We start from the raw sequence: 21,197 nt of genomic DNA, 5'->3' as shown, positions 1-21,197 counted from the left end.
TAGGGAGAGATGGTCTTGAGCGATAAGCTGACTATTGCGGGGGTATACAACTTAACACCGATGCAAGAAGGAATGCTGTTTCATTCCTATTTGAACCCGGATTCCGCCGCATACTTCGAACAGTTTTCCTGCACCGTCTCGGGAAGGCTGGATGCCTTGATATTGGAAAAAAGTTTTAATGTCCTGATCGACAAATATGATGTGCTTAGGCTTAATTTCATCCATGAGAACACAAAAAATCCAAAGCAGGTTGTATTCAAAAAGCGCGTGATGCCAGTATTTTATGAGGACCTGTCGCCGTTTGGCGAAATGGAGCAGGAGCAGTATATCCGCCGCTATATCCAAGAGGACCAGAAGAAGGGGTTCGACCTGGCCAAGGATGTGCTGCTTCGTGCGGCCATGCTGCAAACCGGTGATCTCAGTTATAAGCTGATTTGGAGCTATCATCATATCATTCTGGACGGTTGGTGTTTAAAAACAATCGTTCAGGAATTGTTTGACGTCTACAAATTGCTCAGCCAGGGTACGTTTTCATCGGTGGAAGAGGCGCCGCCTTTCTCCCGATACATTCAGTGGCTGGACGGGCAGAACCGTGAAGAAGCTCGAAGTTACTGGGCCGGATATTTGGAAGGCTACGAATCAGATATTGATCTGCCCTCCTTTGGCATGAACACCCAGGTAGGCCCGAATGGATATGGTCGCAGGGAGGTACGGCAAGGAGAGCAAGCCGTTCAAGTGGACCGTACCTACAAAATAAGCCAGGAAACGACGCAAGGGCTGGAGCATCTGGCCAAAAGTCATCAAGTGACTTTAAATACGGTGCTCCAGTCGGCCTGGGGCTTGTTAATGGGCCGCTATAACGGAACCGAGGATGTGGTTTTCGGTACCGTCACCTCCGGCCGACCGGCTGAAGTGGAGGAGGTCGAGAACATGGTCGGGCTGTTCATCAATACGGTCCCGATCCGGATCGCCTTCCAAGGCGGGATGCCGTTCTCTGCATTAATCCGGGAGGTCCAGCAGTCCTCCTTAGAAACACAGAGCTACGACTTTTATCCGCTAGCTGAGATTCAATCCCTGACTTCCAAGAAGCAGCATCTGATCTCTCATATTTATGCCTTTCAAAATTATCCGGTGAGTGCGGACCCTCTAGATGAAGGAGAAGAAGCGTTTGCAATTACTGAGCTTGAAGATTTTGAGCAGACGCATTATGACTTTAACCTCATTCTTATGCCGAACGCTGGGCTCGAAGTCAAATTTAAATATAACTCGGCCCGATATGTCCAGGCCGCAATGGATCGTTTGTTCCGGAATTTTGAGCAAGTGCTCGATCAGGTCAGCCGGAACGCAGACATCCTGATTCAGCATATTTCAGTCATTACAGACGACGAGAAACAGCAAATCCTGCACCAATTCAACACCGTTGGCGAATATCCGAGGGATCAAACGATCGTGCAGCTGTTCGAGCGTCAGGCCGGGATGATACCGGGAAACATCGCTATCGTGAATAAGGAACGCAAACTGACTTATGCGGAGTTGAATGCGCGGGCTGATCGTCTGGCATCCCGACTGAGAAGAAAGGGTGTTGTTCCAGACAGCGTCGTGGGCTTGATCGGCGACCGTTCAATGGAGACGGTAGTGGGTATGCTGGGTATTTTAAAGGCTGGTGGCGCCTATTTGCCTATTGATCCGGAATACCCGGAAGATCGCATTGCCTTTATGTTGAGGGATAGTCAGACGAGATGGATCGTTACGCCGGAGTGTTATGCGGACAAGCATATGGACGGAGTCGAATCCATCATTCTGGATCGGGAAGAGGATGAATATTCTTCAACTATGATAGAGGACCGTGCACTCGATGCGGAAAAAATTCTTACGCCCTCAAACCTGGCCTATGTGATGTATACCTCCGGTTCGACGGGACGTCCCAAAGGGGTGATGATCGAACATCATAATGTGGTACGGCTGGTCCAAAACAGCAACTATGTCCCTTTTGAACCAGGAGACCGCTTTTTGCAAACCGGAGCTCCTGTATTCGATGCCTGCACATTTGAGATTTGGGGGGCGCTTCTAAACGGCCTGGAACTGTATATCATCGACAAGGACTCGATTCTGGATGCGCAGCTGTTGGGAGAAGCGATTCGTGAATACCGTATTACAACCATGTGGCTCACTTCTCCCTTGTTCAATCAGTTGTCTCAATTGGATCCGACGTTATTCCGTCCCCTTCGCTTCTTGATCGTCGGGGGGGATACCCTTTCCCCTAAGCATATTCGGCTTGTGGCGGACCAATGCCACAATACGACGATCATTAACGGGTATGGGCCGACTGAAAATACGACGTTTTCCTGCTGCTACACGATCCGCTCGTTCGAGGAAACAAGGATTCCGATCGGCGGACCGATCGCCCATTCTACTGCTTACATCGTCGATTTATACGGGCATCTGTGCCCCGTCGGTGTTCCGGGAGAACTGTGGGTTGGCGGTGATGGCGTCGGGCGCGGATACATAAACAATCTGTCCCTGACTTCGGAGAAGTTTACTGCAAGTCCTTTTATCGAGGGAGAACGGATTTATCGTACGGGGGACCTGGTAACCTGGCTCCCGGACGGAAGCATCGATTTTATTGGCCGGTTGGACAATCAGGTGAAAATACGCGGTTTCCGCATCGAAACCGGGGAAATCGAAAGCCGGATTCAGATGCATGTAAGCGTGAAGGAGGCTGTAGTCACAGTAAGAGACAAGGGTGACGGTCTGAAATCATTATGTGCTTATGTGGTTGGTGCGGAAAATCTCGATGCGACAAGTATGAAACGGTATCTTTTGAATGATCTGCCTGATTATATGGTACCTGTTCATTGGATATTTATGGATCAACTACCGCTTACTCCGAACGGCAAAGTTCACCTGCAGGCCTTGCCGGAGCCCGTGGAGGCTAATGCTCTGGGTAACGAAGCGTTTGTTGCACCTCGGAACGAAACGGAGCAAAAGCTGGCGGACATTTGGAGCGCTGTACTGGCCATTCCTTCGATCGGGGCGAATGACCATTTCTTTGAGCTTGGCGGTCATTCCCTGACAGCGTTAAAGTTGGTCACGGAAATGAAAAAGCAATTTGAGATCCAACTCCCTTTAAGCGATATATTCCAGACGCCGATTCTGGCAGAGATGGCGGCGAGGATCAACAGGAACGAAGATGAGGAATTTGTTGGGATCGAGCCAGCTCCCCTGGCTGAGTTCTATCCAGTGTCCTCTGCGCAAAAGCGCCTGTATGTTTTGAATAGTATGGCAGGAATTACAACAGCGTATAATATGCCGTTTGTCCTGCAAATCGAGGGTAAGCTTGATGTCGACCGGCTGGAACAGTCTTTTCAAATCTTGATTTCCCGCCACGATTCTTTACGAACCTCTTTTGCGTCTTTGCATGGGGAACCCGTTCAGGTGGTGCATGAGAACGTACCCTTTGCTTTAAAGGAACTGGAGTCTCATCCTCGTGAGGATATTGAGAAAACCGTCGATCGATTCGTAGTTCCGTTCGACCTCGGAAGCGCACCTTTGCTGCGGGCGGGACTATCTACAATAAGGGAAGAATGCTGTCTTCTGATCATTGATATCCATCATATCGTCGCCGACGGTGTCTCCATCGGAATCATCGTTCAAGAATTCTGCAAATTGTATAACAGCCTGGGTAAAGAAGCAGATGCAAAAACTCATGCAGGGCATTCGGTTCGACGTGTTCAATATAAAGACTTTGCCGTTTGGCAAAGGAAACAGTCCGGCTCCAGAGAGCAGCAGGAGCAGGAGCATTACTGGCTTAATCAATTTGCCGAAGAGCCACCCGTGCTTAATTGGTTGACTGATTATCCACGACCGCAGATTCAGAGTTTTGAAGGAGCTTTTTCCTCAGTGAATCTCGATGAAGAGTTGACCTCCCGGTTGAAACAGCTGGCCAATGAAACGGGAGCCACCTTGTATATGGTTATGATGGCTGCTTACAGCATATTGCTTTCCAAATATGCCTCCCAAGAGGATATTGTGATTGGATCTCCGACAATGGGCAGAACTCATGCAGACGTGCTTCAAACGGTAGGTATGTTCGTCAACACGCTTGCTTTGCGTGTAAAACCGGAAGGAATAAAAACGTTCGATCAATTCCTGTGCGAAGTGAAACAAACGACGCTTCAGGCTTTCGAGCACCAGGACTATCCATACGAGGAGCTTATCGAGAAGCTTGGACTCAGACGTGACTTAAGCCGTAACCCGCTGTTCGACACGGTGTTTACGCTTCAGAACCTCGGTATTGAAGAGTTGGCTTTAGACGGACTTACCGTACGTTCCCGTTCCTGGGACGGACAGATGTCGAAGTTTGATTTGACATTGACGGTAACGGAAAATGACCGGGGAATGTCCATCGAAGCGGAGTATGCTGCGAAGCTGTTTAAAGCCGGGACGATCGAGCGCCTGATGACGCACTACATTGAGGTTTTAAGGTCAGTGGTTGTTAGCAGACATATCAAGCTGGAAGATATAGAACTGCTGCCGCCGGAGGAGCGGAGCTGGATTCTGGAACAATTCAACGGTTCGAAAAAGGACTTTGCCCATAACCGGACCGCTTATGAGTTGTTTGCAGAACAGGTCAAGCGTACACCGGACCATACTGCCCTCGTCTTTAAAAACCAGCGGCTGACATACCGTGAACTGGAGGAACAAACAAGCCGTCTTGCTTACGTTCTGCTGGAAAAGGGTGTGAAACCCGGGGGGATCACGGCAATCATGGTCGAACATTCGGTCGAAATGATTGTGGCAGTGCTTGCAGTATTACAAACGGGGGCGGCATATCTCCCGATTGACCATGAGTACCCTGCTGATCGTATTACTTACATTCTGGAGGATAGCAAGGCTGACTTGCTGCTGACGAAAAACGGGCTGGCACAATCGAAAGGTTTGAGTCTCCCCTGGATCGATGTAGAGGAAGTGCTGATGCCAAACAGTGAGCTTCATATACAGAAGCCGTTCTCGATGCCAAAGGGTTCGTCCGCCGACTTGGCCTATGTGATCTACACATCAGGGTCTACGGGGAAACCGAAAGGCGTGATGATCGAACACCGCTCTCTGCTCAATATGACCGGATGGTATCAATCGTATTACAGGCTGACGCCTGAGGACAAAAGTACCAAATACGCCGGATTCGGCTTTGATGCCTCTGTGTGGGAGATATTCCCATCACTCTTGTCGGGTGGTGAGCTTCATATTATCCCGGAGGAAATCCGATACGATGTGCCGCGATTGGCGGATTACTACAACGAACAGGGTATCACTGTCAGCTTTCTGCCGACGGCCGTCTGCGAGCAATTCACCCAGATCCAGAACGATTCCCTGCGTGTGCTGCTTACCGGTGGAGATAAGCTCAAGTCTTATCATCCCGGATCCTATGAACTGGTAAATAATTATGGACCTACGGAAAATACCATCGTGACGGCGGCTTTCAAGGTGAATGGCGAATACGATAACATTCCGATCGGCAGCCCGATTGACAACGTAAGGGTGTATATCCTTGACAGAAATGATAAGCTCCTTCCGATCGGCATTTCCGGTGAACTGTGTATTGCCGGAGAAAGTCTGGCACGGGGGTACATGAACCGGGACGATTTGACGGCGGAGAAGTTTACCGCCGATCCGTTTCAAACCGGTGAAAGAATGTATAGAACAGGTGATCTGGCTAGGTGGCTCCCTGATGGAAACCTGGAGTATCTAGGCCGGATGGACGAGCAGGTCAAAATACGCGGTTACCGCATCGAGCTTGGAGAAGTGGAGAATGTCCTGCTCAAACAGGAGGGCGTTGCTGAGGCTATCGTTGCTGTGGTACAAAATCCGAAGCAGGAAACAGAGTTGTGCGCTTATATTACGACATCCCGTAATATTGCCGTCCGCGAGATTCGGGGATGTCTGGCGCGGGAGCTGCCGGAATACATGATCCCTGTTCACTACGTGGAATTGAACAAAATCCCGCTGACCTCCAACGGAAAGGTGGATCGCCGCGCGCTTCCGCAACCGGACTTTGCATCCGCTGAAGCAGATAATTATGTGCCACCGCGCGGTGTGACGGAACGAAAGCTGGCCGAAATATGGTCGGAGGTCCTTGGAGCGGCCCCGATAGGAGCATACAGCCATTTCTTTGAACTGGGCGGGCATTCACTCAAAGCGGCAGCGCTGGCGTCCCATATCAAGGAAGTCTTCCAGATTGACTTTCCATTAAGCAATATTTTTCAACATCCTGCGATGGAACAGATGGCTGAGGCGATCGACGCTTTGGAACAAACAAGCTATTCCTTGATCGCAAAGGTGCCGGAAAGAGAGCATTATCCGGTGTCGTCAGCACAGAAGCGCTTGCTGATTCTCAATGAGCTTGTAGGGACGGGGACGGCTTATAATATGCCTTTTGTTTTACAGCTAACGGGGGAGCTGGACCGTGCACGGCTGAAGCAGGCATTCACTACCCTCATTCGCAGGCATGAAGCATTCAGGACCTCGTTTCGGTTCGTGGAAGGAGAGCTGATGCAAATGGTGCATCGCGACGTTTCTTTCTCCATCCGGGAGCTTGAGGCACCGGAAAATCCAGACCATATTGCGGAAATCATAGAGCGGTTCGTTGAACCTTTCTCCTTGCAAAAGGCCCCGCTAATGCGCGTGGGCCTGGCAAACTTGGGGGATGACAGGCACATTCTGATCATTGATATGCATCATATCGTTTCGGATGGAGGATCGATCCGCCTTCTTGTCGAGGAACTGAACTTGCTATATAGCGGCCAAGAGCTGGATGATACCTCATCACGCATCGAATATAAGGATTATGCGGCATGGCAAAGTGAAATGCTTCAATCGGAAGCCTACGCGAAGCAAGAACAGTATTGGCTGGAGCGTTTTGCAGGAGAGCTGCCCGCTCTAAACCTTCCGGCAGATTATCCACGGCCGCAAATCCAAAGCTTTGAAGGCGATGCTTTCTCTATTGCGATCGGCAGTGAATTAAGCTCTCGGATTCTTGGGGCGGCTGCCCGGACTGGAACTACGTTATACATGTTCCTATTGGCTGCATACAACATTCTTTTGTCTAAATACGCCAACCAAGAGGACATTATCGTAGGCACACCGACCTCCGGTCGACTGCAAAAGGAATTGGAAAGTGTCATCGGTATGTTCGTCAATACGCTGGCGATTCGAAATCAGCCGGAAGGAAGCAAACGGTTCTTCGACTTTTTGGAGGAAGTTAAAAAGCATTCGCTGCAAGCATTCGAGAACCAGATGGTCCAATATGAGGATTTGCTCGAAAGGCTGAATGTACGGCGGGATGTCAGCCGAAATCCGTTGTTTGATACTATGTTTGCCGTCGATAACGTCGGCGTCGGGGAAATTCAGCTTGGTGAACTTCTTATAGAGCCGTATGACTTCGACAACGGAACATCCAAATTCGACCTGATGGTTACGGCAGCAGAAGAGGAGGGGCAAATTCGCCTGGATGTAGAATATGCCCGGAAGCTGTTCCTTAAAGATACGGTGGAGCGGATGATGGCGCATTATCTTCAAATTCTTGAAGCTGTGACGACAGATGTGGAGATCCGGCTATCCGACATCCATATGCTGACGGAAGAAGAACGGGGTCAGATCATTGGAGACTTCAACAACACGAAAACCGAGTATCCCCATCAAACCATTCATGAACTGTTCGAGGAGCAAGTGGATAAGCATACAGAGAGCATCGCGCTGGCTTGCGATGGTATCAAACTGACATATGGCGAACTGAATGCCAAAGCAAACCAGCTTGCGGCACTGCTGCGAGAGAAGGGCGTAGGTCCTGAACGGGTCGTTGCCATCATGGGTGACCGTACGCTGGAAATGATTATCGGGATGCTCGCCATTCTAAAAGCGGGAGGTGCTTATCTTCCGATCGATCCTGACTATCCGCGTGACCGGGTGGAGTATTTCTTCAAAAACAGCGGTGCCAAATGGCTGCTTGCCCGGAGCTGCTTTGCAGATCGGGCTGCCTGCGGTGCGGAAGTCATCTTGATGGATCATCGGCAGCTCTGTGACGAGAGTGCCCCGAACCTGCTGAATAAGACGGGCACCGACAATCTCGCCTATGTAATGTATACATCGGGATCTACCGGACTTCCTAAGGGCGTTATGGTAGAGCATCTGGGCGTTTCCAGATTGGTCAAGAATACCAACTATGTTCGATTCAGCACTGAAGACCGGGTCTTGCAAACGGCGGCACCTGTATTCGATGTCAGTGTATTTGATATATGGGGAGCGCTGCTGAACGGAGCGAGGCTGTACCTGGTCGACAAACTTACGCTGCTGGATCCGGTCCTCTTTGAATCCGCGCTTCAGCAGCATGACATTACGACTTTGTGGTTAACGTCGCCGCTGTTTACACAATTTGCCCAACACAAGCCAAACATGTTCCGCAACGTAAGCTATTTGATTGTCGGTGGAGATGTTCTCTCCCCGAAACATATTCAGCAGGTAAGAGAGCAATCCGGTCCGTTAACCATGGTCAACGGGTACGGACCTACGGAGAATACAACCTTTTCCTGCTGCTTCGTCATCGATAAGGCATACGGTAATAGCGTGCCAATTGGGCCGCCGATCAGCAACTCCACGGCCTATATTGTCGATAAATACGGGAATTTGAATCCGGTAGGTGTCCCCGGCGAGCTTTGGGTAGGGGGAGACGGCGTGGCTCGGGGATATATAAATAATGAAGAATTGTCGGCTCAGAAATTTTTCTCCAATCCGTTTGTTCCAGGCGAGCGGGTATACCGGACCGGGGACGCCGCCAAATGGCTCCCAGACGGCTCTATCGAGTTTATCGGCAGAATGGACAATCAGGTGAAAATTCGGGGGTTCCGGATCGAGACAGGTGAGGTCGAGAATATACTGCTCAGTCATCCTTCCGTGAAAGAAGCCGTCATCCTTGTCAAGCAGGCCGGAGAGTCGCAGGATAATAAGATCCTTTGCGGTTATGTTGTGGCGGAGGTTGAATTGACCATACAGTCGCTAAAGGAGTTTATGGGACAGCAGCTCCCCGACTACATGATACCGACCGTAATCCTATTTATGGATCAGCTTCCACTCAACGTGAATGGCAAAGTTGACCGAAAAGCGCTCCCCGAGCCGGATTATGATGTAACCGAGGCCGAATATACTCCGCCAAGGAATGAGGCGGAAGCTGTAATAGTGCAGGTCTGGTCGGAAGTGCTGGGATTGGAACGGATTGGTGTCCACAACAATTTCTTTGAAATCGGGGGACATTCATTAAAGGCCATGCAGGTGGTTTCAAAGCTGGCTAATCTCGGCTTCGAACTGAGTATAAATCAGGTGTTCTCCCATCAGACTCCTGCCGAGCTGGCGGATTCTACGGTACGTTCTGTAACGGTGGAATCCGAGCAGCGCCTTACAGATATTCCCACTGCGGAACAATGGCTTGGGGAACGCTTGGAACGCACATGCAGCTGGAAAACTTATTCCGTTGACGGCGAGGAATTCATGGTCGTCCACATTTCAGGAATGGATGAGGGACTGAAACGGAGAGCAGAGAACTTGATTGCTGAACACCTGGACGAGAAGATTCAACCGCACTTCATTGCGGATGCTTCGAGCGTGCTGATTCCGACATCAGAACGGAATTGGAGCAGGCAAGAACTGAACGACCAATTGGGCTTGCGGCAGACGAATGGCGCAGACTGGGTAGCAACGGTGATGAATTCGATCTCACGGAAGCAGAAGGCGTACGCCAAAGGCATTACAAACCAGACGGTGGTCAAGGAGTATGATATTTCGCCTTCTCAAACGTACCATTTCAAGTATAAAGATGTATCGGGAACCATGGTTAAATTCGGGAAAGTAATTCAGCCTGAGTTATTGGAACGAGCCTTGCAGCGAATTGTGTCTGTCGAGGAAGTCATGCGCAGTGTTCTCATCGAAGACACTGAAACGGAAACCGTACGTTGGCGATTGCATGAAAGCCCGGACCAGCTAGAGCTGCCAACTTTAGATATTTCCGGTTTCGAACCGGAGTCGCAAAGGGATATTCTGCGGGCGCTTATGAAGAATTTTTTCATCAGGCCGTATACGAACAGCGATCCATTGATGTACCGGGTGCTGCTGGTCAAGCAAAACGTAAAGGAATATGTCCTGCTGCTCCCGTTCTCACATACGATTTTCGATTACATGAGTAATGAAATTCTTCGTAATCGAGTAATCCATGAATATGAATCACTCAGCCAAGGGAGAGTTGACGAAACAAAAAAAAGCCGTACCTTTACGGATTTTGCCGACCAGATTCGCAGAGGCCCGGAAGGGATCTCGGCAGCAAGTTTTAACGAGCTTTACAATATTCCGTCATTTGAAGCCGCTGCTAGGGAAATCGCCGTCAGTATGTATCGGCGCAGCGATTTGGATCCGGCAAAGATTACGGTTCTCCATTATAGCGTCCCATTTGATATGGAATTATCGCAAACGCTGGATGCAGAGTTTAAATGGAAGACAGCTTTGGGGATATGCGCTGCGTTTTTCGGAACGTACTTCGGTAAGTCACAGATTCCGTTGTGGATGACGCATTTTGGCAGACAGTACCGTGATCAGTCTTATTTCGATATTGTCGGTGAATGCATAGATTATATTCCGCTGTTGTTAGACTGCGGAGAAGAAATGGACAGGCAGACCGAGTCGATCAAAGAGATGCTGAAATCTGCCTCCGAGCATAACATTCATTTTGCGAATCTGGTGTACAACGAATCGATTGATCCAGCCTTTATGGATGCGGCGCGGCGGTTGGCCGCAGCCCATCGGGAGATGCCGATCAATTTCAACTATTTGGGTGAACTCGGCACGGATACGAATTTGGATTACCTGGAGGAAGATGGTGTGAACTGCGATGAACCGAACCGGATCTTATGCATGGCGTGGCACCAAGGGAACCAGATTTACATGACGCTTGTGATTCCTGTGGAAGAGAATCCGCATTCTCTTCGCAGCATACTGGATGAAGCCGCACGGAAGGTTATAAAGGGTGTAAAAATATGAGAAACTCAACCAATATTATCGTTTTCAGTCTAAGTAGGTTAATTACCGAACTGGGAACATCCATCTTTCGCTTTGCACTCAGTCTGTATGTTTTGGATCTCACCGGTTCATCGAGTATGTTCGCTTTAGTGTTGAGTTTTACCTATATTCCGGGCATATTCGTCAATATTATCGCTGGGGTGTTCGTTGACCGCAGCCGTAGTAAAAAAAGGATTATGGTCGTCTGTGATTTTCTTTGCGGAATCTCAATTCTAATGCTTATGTTCATGTTTCAATCTTTTCATGACAGCATTTGGCTGTTCGTTGTTTATGCTATGATCTTGAGCGCTCTTCAAGCGCTCTTTACCCTGACGGTAAACTCATCCGTTCCCAATATTGTCTCACCGGAAAAGGTTCCGATGGTCAATTCCAGCACCCAGAGCATCGGTGCTCTAGTTAGTATACTGGGACCGGTGATCGGTGCAGTAGCTTACAGCAAATTTGGGCTGGAGTATATCTTTTTGATCGAGGGAGCCGCGTTCATTCTCTCCGGGTTTTTGAATTTGCTATTGAAATTCTCGCCCCGCAAAGAGGAGATCGGGGAAGCAAAGCCTTATTTTGAAAGTGTAAAAGAAGTGTACAAATATATTCGCCGCCGGGCTGCAATCAAATATCTGCTGATGATTTTTGTTTTTATTAACTTTGTAATTGTTCCAGCAGTTTCCCTTATCCTGCCCTTTATCGTTTATCAAGCGCTCGATATGACGCCACAGCAATTGTCATTTATCGAAGCGGCGCTGGCGGCAGGCATAATTATCGGGGCCGTAATTGTGTCGGTACCGGCCATCAACCGCTTTATTACCAACAAAATCTTCATTCTAATTCAGTTTCAGGCGTTGATGATTGTCCTATGGATGTTCCCCCAGTGGCCCATCTTTGAAACAAGCACAAAGGTCGTGCTTATGATAGGTTTCATGATCGTCTTGATGTTTACCGGAATACTTAACACCATGGGCAATATTCCAATGCTTTCTTATGTTCAACTTTATATACCTGAGCGAATAAGAGCGAGCGTTTTGGGGGTGGTGAACACAGTAATAACGATCGCTGTGCCTCTAGGAATGGGAGTATACGGTGCACTTCTGGAAGTTGTAGACTGGTACTATATCACACTGGTTTCCGGTGCCGGTTTGCTTGTGGTCGGCATCCTGGCTTATCGTAACCGCGATCTCAGAGAGTTTTTTACCCAAGGCAGCGAGCCTGAGCCTTTAAGAGTTGTGGAAACACACGAGGCCTGACAATTTCTATTGAAGTTGCAAAAGAGGAAAAGGGGAAATGTAAGATGAATACGTTCGAAAGAATTTTATTCCTTCATATTCGGAGCATCCTTCAACCTCAACTTTACGCCCGATATTCCCGTAGTGTAGAAAAGGCACTAAGAGGACCGCGGTAGGCGACTACCGTACCGGTTCGATCCCGGTCCTCGGCATCTTAAAGAAAAGATCGTATGACGCTTGTTAATCAAGCTGCATGCGATCTTTTTTTATGTTCTTTTATATGAATGGAATGTCATGATCCACTACTTCACCATGCAGCTCATAAACACAAACGCTGCATAATACATATCAGAAAGTGGATTCGACGGTCTTTTTATGAAGAGACGGGACAATGGTGTATACTATCCGTAGGCATATATTACCTTTACCTTGCTGAACGATATAAGTTCAACTACACATTTACACGATAACGGAGAGGACGGAAATAACCTGAAGAAGCGAAGCGTGCGCCTTTATCCCCGGATTTTCCCTTTCAAAAGGGAATCAAAAAATCTGGGGATAACAGCGATCGGAAGGTTGTTCTGTCATCGGAGTGCCCGTGTAAATAAGCATATTTGAACTTATGTAAAGTCACAAAACCAATAAAACAATCTTATGGACGGAGGACTCAAGTTTATGTTGAAACAGCTTAAGCCATACAAGGTGTTACAGGAGCGCAGAATCGAAGAACTGAAATCGGATGCGTATCTGTTGGAACACCAGAAATCCGGAGCCAAAATTGTACTTTTGTCCAATCAGGACGACAACAAAGTATTCAGTATCGGTTTCCGCACACCTCCGGAAGACAATACAGGGGTAGCCCATATTCTTGAACACTCCGTGCTCTGCGGGTCCAAGAAATTTCCGGCCAAGGATTCTTTTGTTGAGTTGTTGAAAGGTTCATTGAATACATTCCTTAACGCCATGACGTATCCCGATAAGACGATCTACCCGATCGCGAGTCGTAATGATCATGACTTCCATAACCTGATGGATATATATCTGGATGCGGTATTGAATACGAATATTTATGAGAATGAAAAGATATTTCTGCAGGAAGGTTGGAATTACAACCTGACCTCTGCCGACGATGAGTTAACCTATAACGGAGTTGTATATAACGAGATGAAGGGTGCCTTTTCTTCACCGGAACGAATGGTGCGCAGAGAAGTGTTAAACTCCCTTTTCCCGGATACAACGTACTCCTCCGAGTCTGGCGGATTCCCGGAAGCTATTCTGGATCTGACCTATCAGGGGCTACTGGATTTCCACACGAGATACTATCATCCGTCCAACAGTTACATCTATTTGTACGGCGATATGGATATGGAAGAGAAGCTGCAATGGCTGGATGAGAACTATCTGAGTGCATATGATCGAATCGAGATTGATTCTGCTATTCAACTCCAGCCTGCCTTTGCAGAGCGGGTGGATACGGTCAAGACCTACTCTGCGGGAAGTACGGAATCGGAAGTGGATAACAGCTTCTTGACCTACAATGCGGTGATCGGCACAAGTCTGGATAAGGAACTGAACATTTCGTTTCAAATTCTGCTATACGCACTGCTGAACGCTCCGGGAGCGGTATTGAAGCAGGCATTGCTGGATAAGGGCATTGCCAAGGATGTCTACGGTTCGTATGATGACAGTCTGTATCAGCCTGTATTCACGGTTGGACTGAAGAAGAGCAACTTGGCGAGCAAAGAGGATTTCCTGGGAACGGTAAAAGAAGTGCTTGAACGTGTGGTGAAAGAAGGCTTCGATCCTAAAGCACTGCTTGCAGGGATTAACTCATATGAGTTCAATCATAGAGAAGCAGACTACGGCAGAATGCCGAAGGGCCTGATCTACGGATTCTCTTCCCTGCAAAGTTGGTTGTACGATGAGGAAGCACCTTTCACACATCTGGAAGCCAATGACGTATTTGCTGAACTGCGGACAAAAATGAACGAAGGTTACTTCGAACAACTGATAGAGAAGTATATATTGCAAAACACACACACTTCCTTTGTGGCGCTTACCCCGGATAAGGGGCTGAACTCACGAAAGGAGGAAGCGTTGAAAGAACGTCTGAAAACTATTCAGGCCGGTCTTAGTAAGGAAGAAGTTCAGACGTTGATTCAGAAAACGGAAGCACTCGCCGAATATCAGAATACACCTTCAACCAAAGAGCAGCAGCAGGTCATTCCGACGTTATCGATCGAAGATATCGAACCAAAAGCCTCTACGTTGCATCAAACGGTGAACGAGGTCGATGGCACAACCATTCTGCATCATAACCTCTACACGAACGGAATTGGTTATCTGAGACTGTTGTTTGATATCAAAGAAGTTCCACGTCATCTCCTGCCGTATGCAGGATTGCTGAAAAATGTATTGGGCTACGTGGACACTCAAAACTACTCGTTCAATGAACTGTCCAATGAGATCCATATCCATTCAGGCGGTATTCATAGCGGGATTGGATCTTATGCTAACGCGCATAAGCACAATGAATTCAAGGCGACCTATGAGTTCAACGCGAAAGTGTTGTATGACAAGCTTGGATTTGCCTTTGACATGATCAAAGAAATTGTGTTCACATCCCGATTTGATAATTCGAAGCGATTGTACGAGATCATCTCCCAGATGAAAGGCAATCTGCAACGTAATCTGATCAATAGCGGACATTCTGCGGGAATTGGCCGGTCTTCGTCCAAACATTCAGCGGTTGCGGATTTCAGAGAAGCTGTGAGTGGCATTGCCTTTTACCAGTGGCTTGAAGATCTTCAAGCGAACTTTGAGACAAGAAAAGAAGAGTTATCTTCCAGCCTGCAAGAGTTGACAGGGTATATTTTCAGACCGGAAAACTTGCTTGTTAGTTATACTGCCGATGAGCAGGGATATGAGGGACTGGAGCAACAGGTATCCGATCTGAAAGCGAAGCTGTTCACACATGCGGTTGCCAAGGAAGAGTTTACGTTCACACCTGCTACTCATAAGGAAGGATTCCGATCCCCATCTGAGGTACAGTATGTCGTGCAAACGGGTAATTATATTGACAAAGGATATCAATACACGGGTTCACTCCGGGTTTTGCAGGGGATTCTGTCTCTGGATTACTTGTGGACCAATATCCGTGCCAAAGGCGGAGCCTATGGTTGCATGTCAGGCTTTAGACGCAATGGAGACAGTTACGTTGCATCGTACCGAGATCCGAACCTGGATAAAACGTACAAAGTATATGAAGAAATGCCGCAATATCTGAACGATTTCCGGGCAGACGAGCGGGAAATGACGCGTTATATCATTGGTGCAATTCAGGATCTCGATACGCCGAGAACGCCTTATGGCGAAGGAGCATTCTCTCTGGAGTGTTATCTGTCCAATGTGACTGAAGCAGACCTGCAGAAGGAACGTGACGAAGTATTAAGCACCAAGGAAAGCGACATTATCGGTTTTGCCGGACTCGTATCCGCTATACTTGAACAGCAACAGCGCTGCGTGATTGGGAATGAGAACAAGATTGAGGAACAGAAGCAAATGTTTGACGAGACGCTTGATTTAATTAAAAATTAAACGTTTAGTCTCGCCGATCCACAGATCCCCGATCCAATAGGCGTCAAATGCGAAAGGCACTTGTATGAGCTGGTATGAACAGCTTATCAAGTGCCTTTTTTCTATAAAAAGGGCCTATCCCCATCCCATATGAAATGAATGATCCGCCTCGTTGTTCAGGTGACCGCGAGCATATTGTATATTTTCAACGTTCGCAGATCTTCCTTTGAGATTTTCAATTCATGATATAACTCCTGATTCTCAGGCAGCGGAGTTCTGGAGAATAGCATTTTGAGCGCAATAGGCATGAAAGGTCGGAAGGAGACACCTGCCATCAGTCCCCACTTTTTCTCCGACTCTTGAAAAGATGCCAAAATATTAATATATAGATTCTCCAGCGGCGTGGCCTGATTCTTCAAAATCAGCGTGGTCAGTGTATCATAATGCTCGGTGTGGCCCCAATACATATTCTCGCACTCCTGGTAGTTCTCGAAGTCCTTCACATTCATATACATCACGGTGCGATAACGGTTGGCATCCGACTGAGCCATCATGTCAATGACACAACGAATGAGACTGTTGTTACGCCCATCATAGAAATAAGAATAGAAACGGGTGGAGTTTTTGAAAAAGCTGGATGGGACCGCATTCATCAGGGGAGAAGCATGCCTTGGCTCTTGGTACAAGAGTTGCTCCACCTGAATGTTGAGCGCATCTGCAATATGATGTAACGTGACCAGATCGAGTGAAATATCTCCGCTCTCATATTTGGATAGTGTGCCCTTGCTCTTGAAGATCTGATCCGCAAGCTGTTGAATGGTCAGTCCCCGCCACTTCCGAAAGTTTCGTATTTTCTTGCCGACTTCCTGATTGATATTGTTCATAACCGGTTCTCCTTATGCCATGTTTCTTGAGAGTACGTGAAAAAGATGAAAGTCATTCAGAAAAATGATGCTATATGAGAAATATATCACTTTTTCACGGAAATACCTATTTTGGAGAAACAATAATCTTGATTTGTTTCGTCTGAATAGATTCTATTGCATTTGATGCAATTACTGCGTCATGGAATAATAGAGGCAAACGACATGAACCGACAACGGAAAAGAAGAGCAGACAGAGGAGCAGAAGCTATGAAATATAACTTTGATGAGATTATAGATCGTACAGGTACGAATGCCATGAATACGGATGGTTTCCGTCAATATATTTTTAAAGCGACAGAAGATATGACATTTCCATTCAAGGACGAAGAATTCATTCGCATGTGGATTGCGGATATGGAGTTTGCCACACCTCCCGAGATTCTGGATGCAGTCAAACAGCGACTGGATCGTAGAATCATGGGTTACTCCCAAGTGTTCGATCCGGCATACTATGAAGCTGTCTCGAATTGGATGAGAAGGTATTATGATTGGTCCTTCCCCAAGGAGCACTTGGAGACCTCAAATGGAATCATTCCGGCTTTATATGAACTGGTGGAATATATCTGTCAATCGGATGAGAAAGTACTGATCGTGACACCTTCTTATGGTTTTTTCAAGTCAGCTGCGGAGCATAATGATCTTGAACTGGTGTGTTCGGATATGATCAACGAACAGGGGCGTTACTCGATTGATTTCGAGGATTTTGAAGCCAAGGCGAAGGATGAGAAGGTAAGGGTATGTATTTTCTGTAACCCGCATAATCCGTCTGGACGTGTCTGGACAACGGAAGAGCTGCAACGTGTGGGCGAGATCTGCCTGAGTAACAACGTATGGGTCATCTCGGATGAAATCCACTGTGATCTGCTTCGGACTGGCAAGAAACATACACCACTCGCTAAGCTGTTCCCGGATACGGATCGAATCATTACATGTATGTCCCCGAGCAAAACATTCAACATGGCTGGTCTGATGTTCTCTAATGTCATTATTCCGAATAAGGCACTTCGAGACACCTGGCAGGCGCGCCATTATGGTTTCAAAAACCCGCTGAGCATCGCTGCCACTCAGGCTGCTTACGAAACGGGTGATGAATGGCTGACAGAATTAAAATGTTACCTGGATGCCAATTTTGTCTACGTAGAACAGTATGTGAAGCAACATCTGCCACTGGCCGTCTTTCACATCCCGGAAGCCACATATCTGGCCTGGATTGATATCTCGGCATATGCTCCCAAGCATGTAAGTCTATCTTTATTCTTCGCTGAGCAAGCGGGTGTGTTGCTCGAAGATGGTCATATGTTTGTAGCGAATGGAGAGGGTTGTATTCGGTTGAATCTGGCTTGTCCCCTTTCTGTCCTTCAGGAAGGGTTACGGAGAATTAGCAGTGTGCTTGTAAAAGAAGTCGAAGAGGTACCCATTCAAGTGTAAAGTCACCCATCCCCTGATGCGCGATTCTGGCCTGCTGTCCCCGGTTATGTTAAAATGGTGGATAGTCTACGAGTCGCATGACATGCGGCTCTCAGAATGAAGAGCCTCGTAGTAGTTGGGCAGCACGAATCTGCATTCATCAGGGGAAAGGAGTCTATACATATGTTTGGAAACGACTGGGACAAGGTGCTTCAGGAAGAAACGGAAGCCGAATATTTCAACAAGATTCGTTACACACTCGCTGCCGAGTATAAAACGCAGACGGTCTTTCCGCCCAAAGAAGACCTGTTCTCCGCATTGAAGCTGACTCCGTATCATCAGGTTAAGGCTGTAATTATTGGTCAAGACCCTTATCACGGAGCGGGTCAAGCCCACGGATTAAGCTTTTCGGTTAGACCCGGAGTTCGCGTACCGCCTTCTCTGAAAAATATATATAAGGAACTTCAGGCCGATCTGGACCTGCCGATTCCGAATCATGGATCTTTGGTCCATTGGGCGCAGCAGGGAGTCCTGCTATTAAATGCCGTTCTGACGGTCCGTGAAGGTCAGCCTAACTCGCATCAAGCACTGGGGTGGCAGACATTTACGGATGCTGTAATTCGTGCGCTGAATGAACGTTCAGAGCCAATGGTATTTATGCTATGGGGCAGTCATGCCCAGAAGAAAGGTGCTTTTATTAACAGGGACAAGCACCTGGTACTGGAATCTACACACCCCAGTCCGCTGGCTGCGCATCGTGGATTCCTCGGCAGTCGTCCCTTTTCCAAAGCCAATGATTTCTTGACCTCCAAAGGTATTGAACCGATCGATTGGAAGATACCTGAAAACTAGACAGATGGAGGTGAGAACATTGCGACATTGGATAGGACGAAAAGTAGCGGTATATCGTGCGACAGGCATACGGGAGCCATTGAAAGGAACGCTGGTCGAGTGGGATGAAGAAGCGGAATGTGTACGGATCGGACCGAAACGGATCAAGGTATCGTTTGACAATATCGCAATGATCAGACCTCTTCCTGAAGAGAGTCTCCCTTTAAAGAAAGCACGTTCTGAAGTGCACAAGGTTGGATATGTGATGAAAAAGGCGATTCAGTTCGAAAATGCCATCTATTTCAAATCACAGGTTATGATCTGGCGCCGGGCCAAAATTGTAGCATTATCCACGACGATTCTGCGTCATGACGAGGATCAGGTTGAACTTGCAGATGGCCGGGTGCTTCGTAAAGACAAGCATATGTTTGTCGTTCGTTCACGCCGTGGGATACGTTAGTACCACGAAGATTTAATATTCATTTCATGCAAAGATCATACGGATTTAATGTTCGGTCTGTATATTAGGTAGTAACAACCCCTTCTAAATTGATATGTATTGAAATGGGAGCCCGGCCGGCTGCAAACGGCCGGGTATTTTTTTGTCCATTGGTTCTGTTAACCTGTTGTACATACCCATAACATTCATGTTATATATTATTAAAATAGATCATGAGAAGGAGTGAAACTCATTGAAACGTATATGTGTTTTTGCAGGCTCTAACCCGGGAAATCATCCCGATTATACAGAGAAGGCTGTTCAACTGGGCAAACACATTGCCGATCGCGGATATGCACTAGTCTATGGTGGTTCTTGCATGGGCTTGATGGGTGCAGTTGCCGATGCAGCTCTTAAGCAAGGTGGAGAAGTGATCGGTGTCATGCCTACCGAATTGTTCCGGGGTGAGGTTGTTCATGGAGGGCTTACACAGCTGATTGAAGTGGGAACCATGCATGAACGGAAGGCTACAATGGCGGAATTATCCGATGGATTCATTGCACTTCCCGGAGGCATGGGTACATTTGAAGAACTATTTGAGGTACTGTGTTGGGCACAGATTGGCATTCATCGCAAGCCTGTGGGCTTATTGAATGTCAACGGATATTATGGCCCGCTGATGAAGATGGTAGAACATAGCGTACAGGAAGGGTTCTCCAACACGTCACATCTTAGTCTGTGGAGCCTGGAATCCGATCCAGCTGAACTGCTCAACCAGATGTCGTCCTATATTCCGGCAGAGTTGACCCAGAAGTGGTCACAGCTGAACTGACAGTGAGTGTACAAAAATAGGGAGCTGTAGCCAATCGCTTCTGAGGAGAATTTTCGATCTGCCCAAGCAAGTCACGCTATTGGACATAGTCTATAGTGTACTTTAGTGAAGAGGGGAGTGTCACTCATGAGCGAATTCAAAGGCACAGGTTACGGTTACGGCGGAGGCTTGAGTGGTGGAGCATGGACATCGACAGGCGCAATTCTGGTGTTGTTCATTCTGTTGGTTATCATCTCTCGCACATTCGTTCTCTAATTCGGCCAATATTCCGAGACGGGAATAGCGTTGCAGGGGCAGCGTCCGAACAAAAAATGACCTTTCCAAAGAGACGCCGGTATATGCTGGCGTTTCAGGGGAACGGTTTTTTGACGTTTTCTGTATAAGCGAATGAAAAAGCAAAAACCTGCCCCTGAATAATATCGTCAGAAGCAGGAGAGAGCCTCCTTAGTTAATCGCTGCTTATCAAGCAGCTTACACCACAACAGCAGTTTGATCCGGATTACTTAACGATTTCCAGGCGATATATAGCCCGATGGCGGCCGCAATTAAGGAAAGTATAGCTGCAACAATAGCCAGCTGATCCAGTGTGTTGGGTGAACTGGAGTTAAACGAACGCTGATTAGCCGTCTTGCCGGATTTGTTTTTGATATGGACAGATGATCTGGAATGCCTGGAAGCCGACTGTAATTGGGATGTGCGAGGGCGTGTAGGTGTCGATTTTTTCTTTGAGGAGTTCAATAGTCAACCTCCTTATAACGGAGTGCAGTGCTTCCATCGTTCATACTATGTTATGTCGATTTCCAGATTGAGTTCGCAAAAATGAGTGAATCCCCAGCCCGTTGGATGTTCAACTA

The 21,197-nt window shown here is 47.7% G+C and carries 10 protein-coding genes; 8 read left to right on the top strand and 2 right to left on the bottom strand.

Going from position 1 to position 21,197, the window contains the following annotated elements:
- The first annotated feature begins 15 nt into the window (after nucleotides 1-15).
- The 3 genes from M1D71_RS19740 to M1D71_RS19730 all read left to right on the top strand — a co-directional run bounded on the left by M1D71_RS19740 (nucleotide 16) and on the right by M1D71_RS19730 (nucleotide 15,929).
- Nucleotides 16-11,076 (top strand): amino acid adenylation domain-containing protein, encoded by an 11,061-nt coding sequence (locus M1D71_RS19740; RefSeq protein WP_458123323.1) that lies wholly within the window; start codon nucleotides 16-18, stop codon nucleotides 11,074-11,076.
- Entirely contained in the window at nucleotides 11,073-12,353 is a 1,281-nt protein-coding gene (locus tag M1D71_RS19735; RefSeq protein WP_458123322.1) for an MFS transporter, read from the top strand. Before M1D71_RS19740 ends, M1D71_RS19735 begins: the two co-directional genes overlap by 4 nt.
- Before the next feature lie 654 nt (nucleotides 12,354-13,007).
- Nucleotides 13,008-15,929 carry an insulinase family protein gene (locus tag M1D71_RS19730; protein ID WP_458123321.1) on the top strand — a complete coding sequence of 974 codons (2,922 nt, stop codon included), beginning with the start codon at nucleotides 13,008-13,010 and terminating at the stop codon, nucleotides 15,927-15,929.
- Nucleotides 15,930-16,084: 155 nt separating this feature from the next.
- Here M1D71_RS19730 and M1D71_RS19725 read toward each other — a convergent pair whose 3' ends face one another.
- Nucleotides 16,085-16,792: a helix-turn-helix domain-containing protein gene (locus tag M1D71_RS19725; RefSeq protein WP_458123320.1), complete on the bottom strand. Its 708-nt coding sequence runs from the start codon at nucleotides 16,790-16,792 to the stop codon at nucleotides 16,085-16,087.
- 249 nt (nucleotides 16,793-17,041) lie between these two features.
- Here M1D71_RS19725 and M1D71_RS19720 point away from each other — a divergent pair, with 249 nt between their 5' ends.
- From M1D71_RS19720 to M1D71_RS19700, 5 genes are all read left to right on the top strand, one after another.
- Complete coding sequence (locus tag M1D71_RS19720; RefSeq protein ID WP_458123319.1) at nucleotides 17,042-18,262, top strand: MalY/PatB family protein; 1,221 nt, start codon at nucleotides 17,042-17,044, stop codon at nucleotides 18,260-18,262.
- A gap of 162 nt (nucleotides 18,263-18,424) precedes the next feature.
- Nucleotides 18,425-19,093 carry a uracil-DNA glycosylase gene (gene ung / locus M1D71_RS19715; protein ID WP_145322965.1) on the top strand — a complete coding sequence of 223 codons (669 nt, stop codon included), beginning with the start codon at nucleotides 18,425-18,427 and terminating at the stop codon, nucleotides 19,091-19,093.
- A gap of 19 nt (nucleotides 19,094-19,112) precedes the next feature.
- Nucleotides 19,113-19,532, top strand: a complete 420-nt coding sequence (locus M1D71_RS19710) for a hypothetical protein (protein WP_017687369.1) — start codon at nucleotides 19,113-19,115, stop codon at nucleotides 19,530-19,532.
- A gap of 232 nt (nucleotides 19,533-19,764) precedes the next feature.
- Nucleotides 19,765-20,343 (top strand): LOG family protein, encoded by a 579-nt coding sequence (locus M1D71_RS19705; protein ID WP_458123318.1) that lies wholly within the window; start codon nucleotides 19,765-19,767, stop codon nucleotides 20,341-20,343.
- 126 nt (nucleotides 20,344-20,469) lie between these two features.
- Nucleotides 20,470-20,598: a YjcZ family sporulation protein gene (locus M1D71_RS19700; protein ID WP_458123317.1), complete on the top strand. Its 129-nt coding sequence runs from the start codon at nucleotides 20,470-20,472 to the stop codon at nucleotides 20,596-20,598.
- A gap of 216 nt (nucleotides 20,599-20,814) precedes the next feature.
- Here M1D71_RS19700 and M1D71_RS19695 read toward each other — a convergent pair whose 3' ends face one another.
- Nucleotides 20,815-21,081, bottom strand: a complete 267-nt coding sequence (locus M1D71_RS19695) for a hypothetical protein (protein ID WP_458123316.1) — start codon at nucleotides 21,079-21,081, stop codon at nucleotides 20,815-20,817.
- Nucleotides 21,082-21,197 lie beyond the last annotated feature (116 nt).

The organism is Paenibacillus sp. Z3-2, from assembly GCF_054161325.1.
Note: the sequence above shows the minus strand (reverse complement) of the source record. Positions and strands in the feature narration are given on the sequence as shown.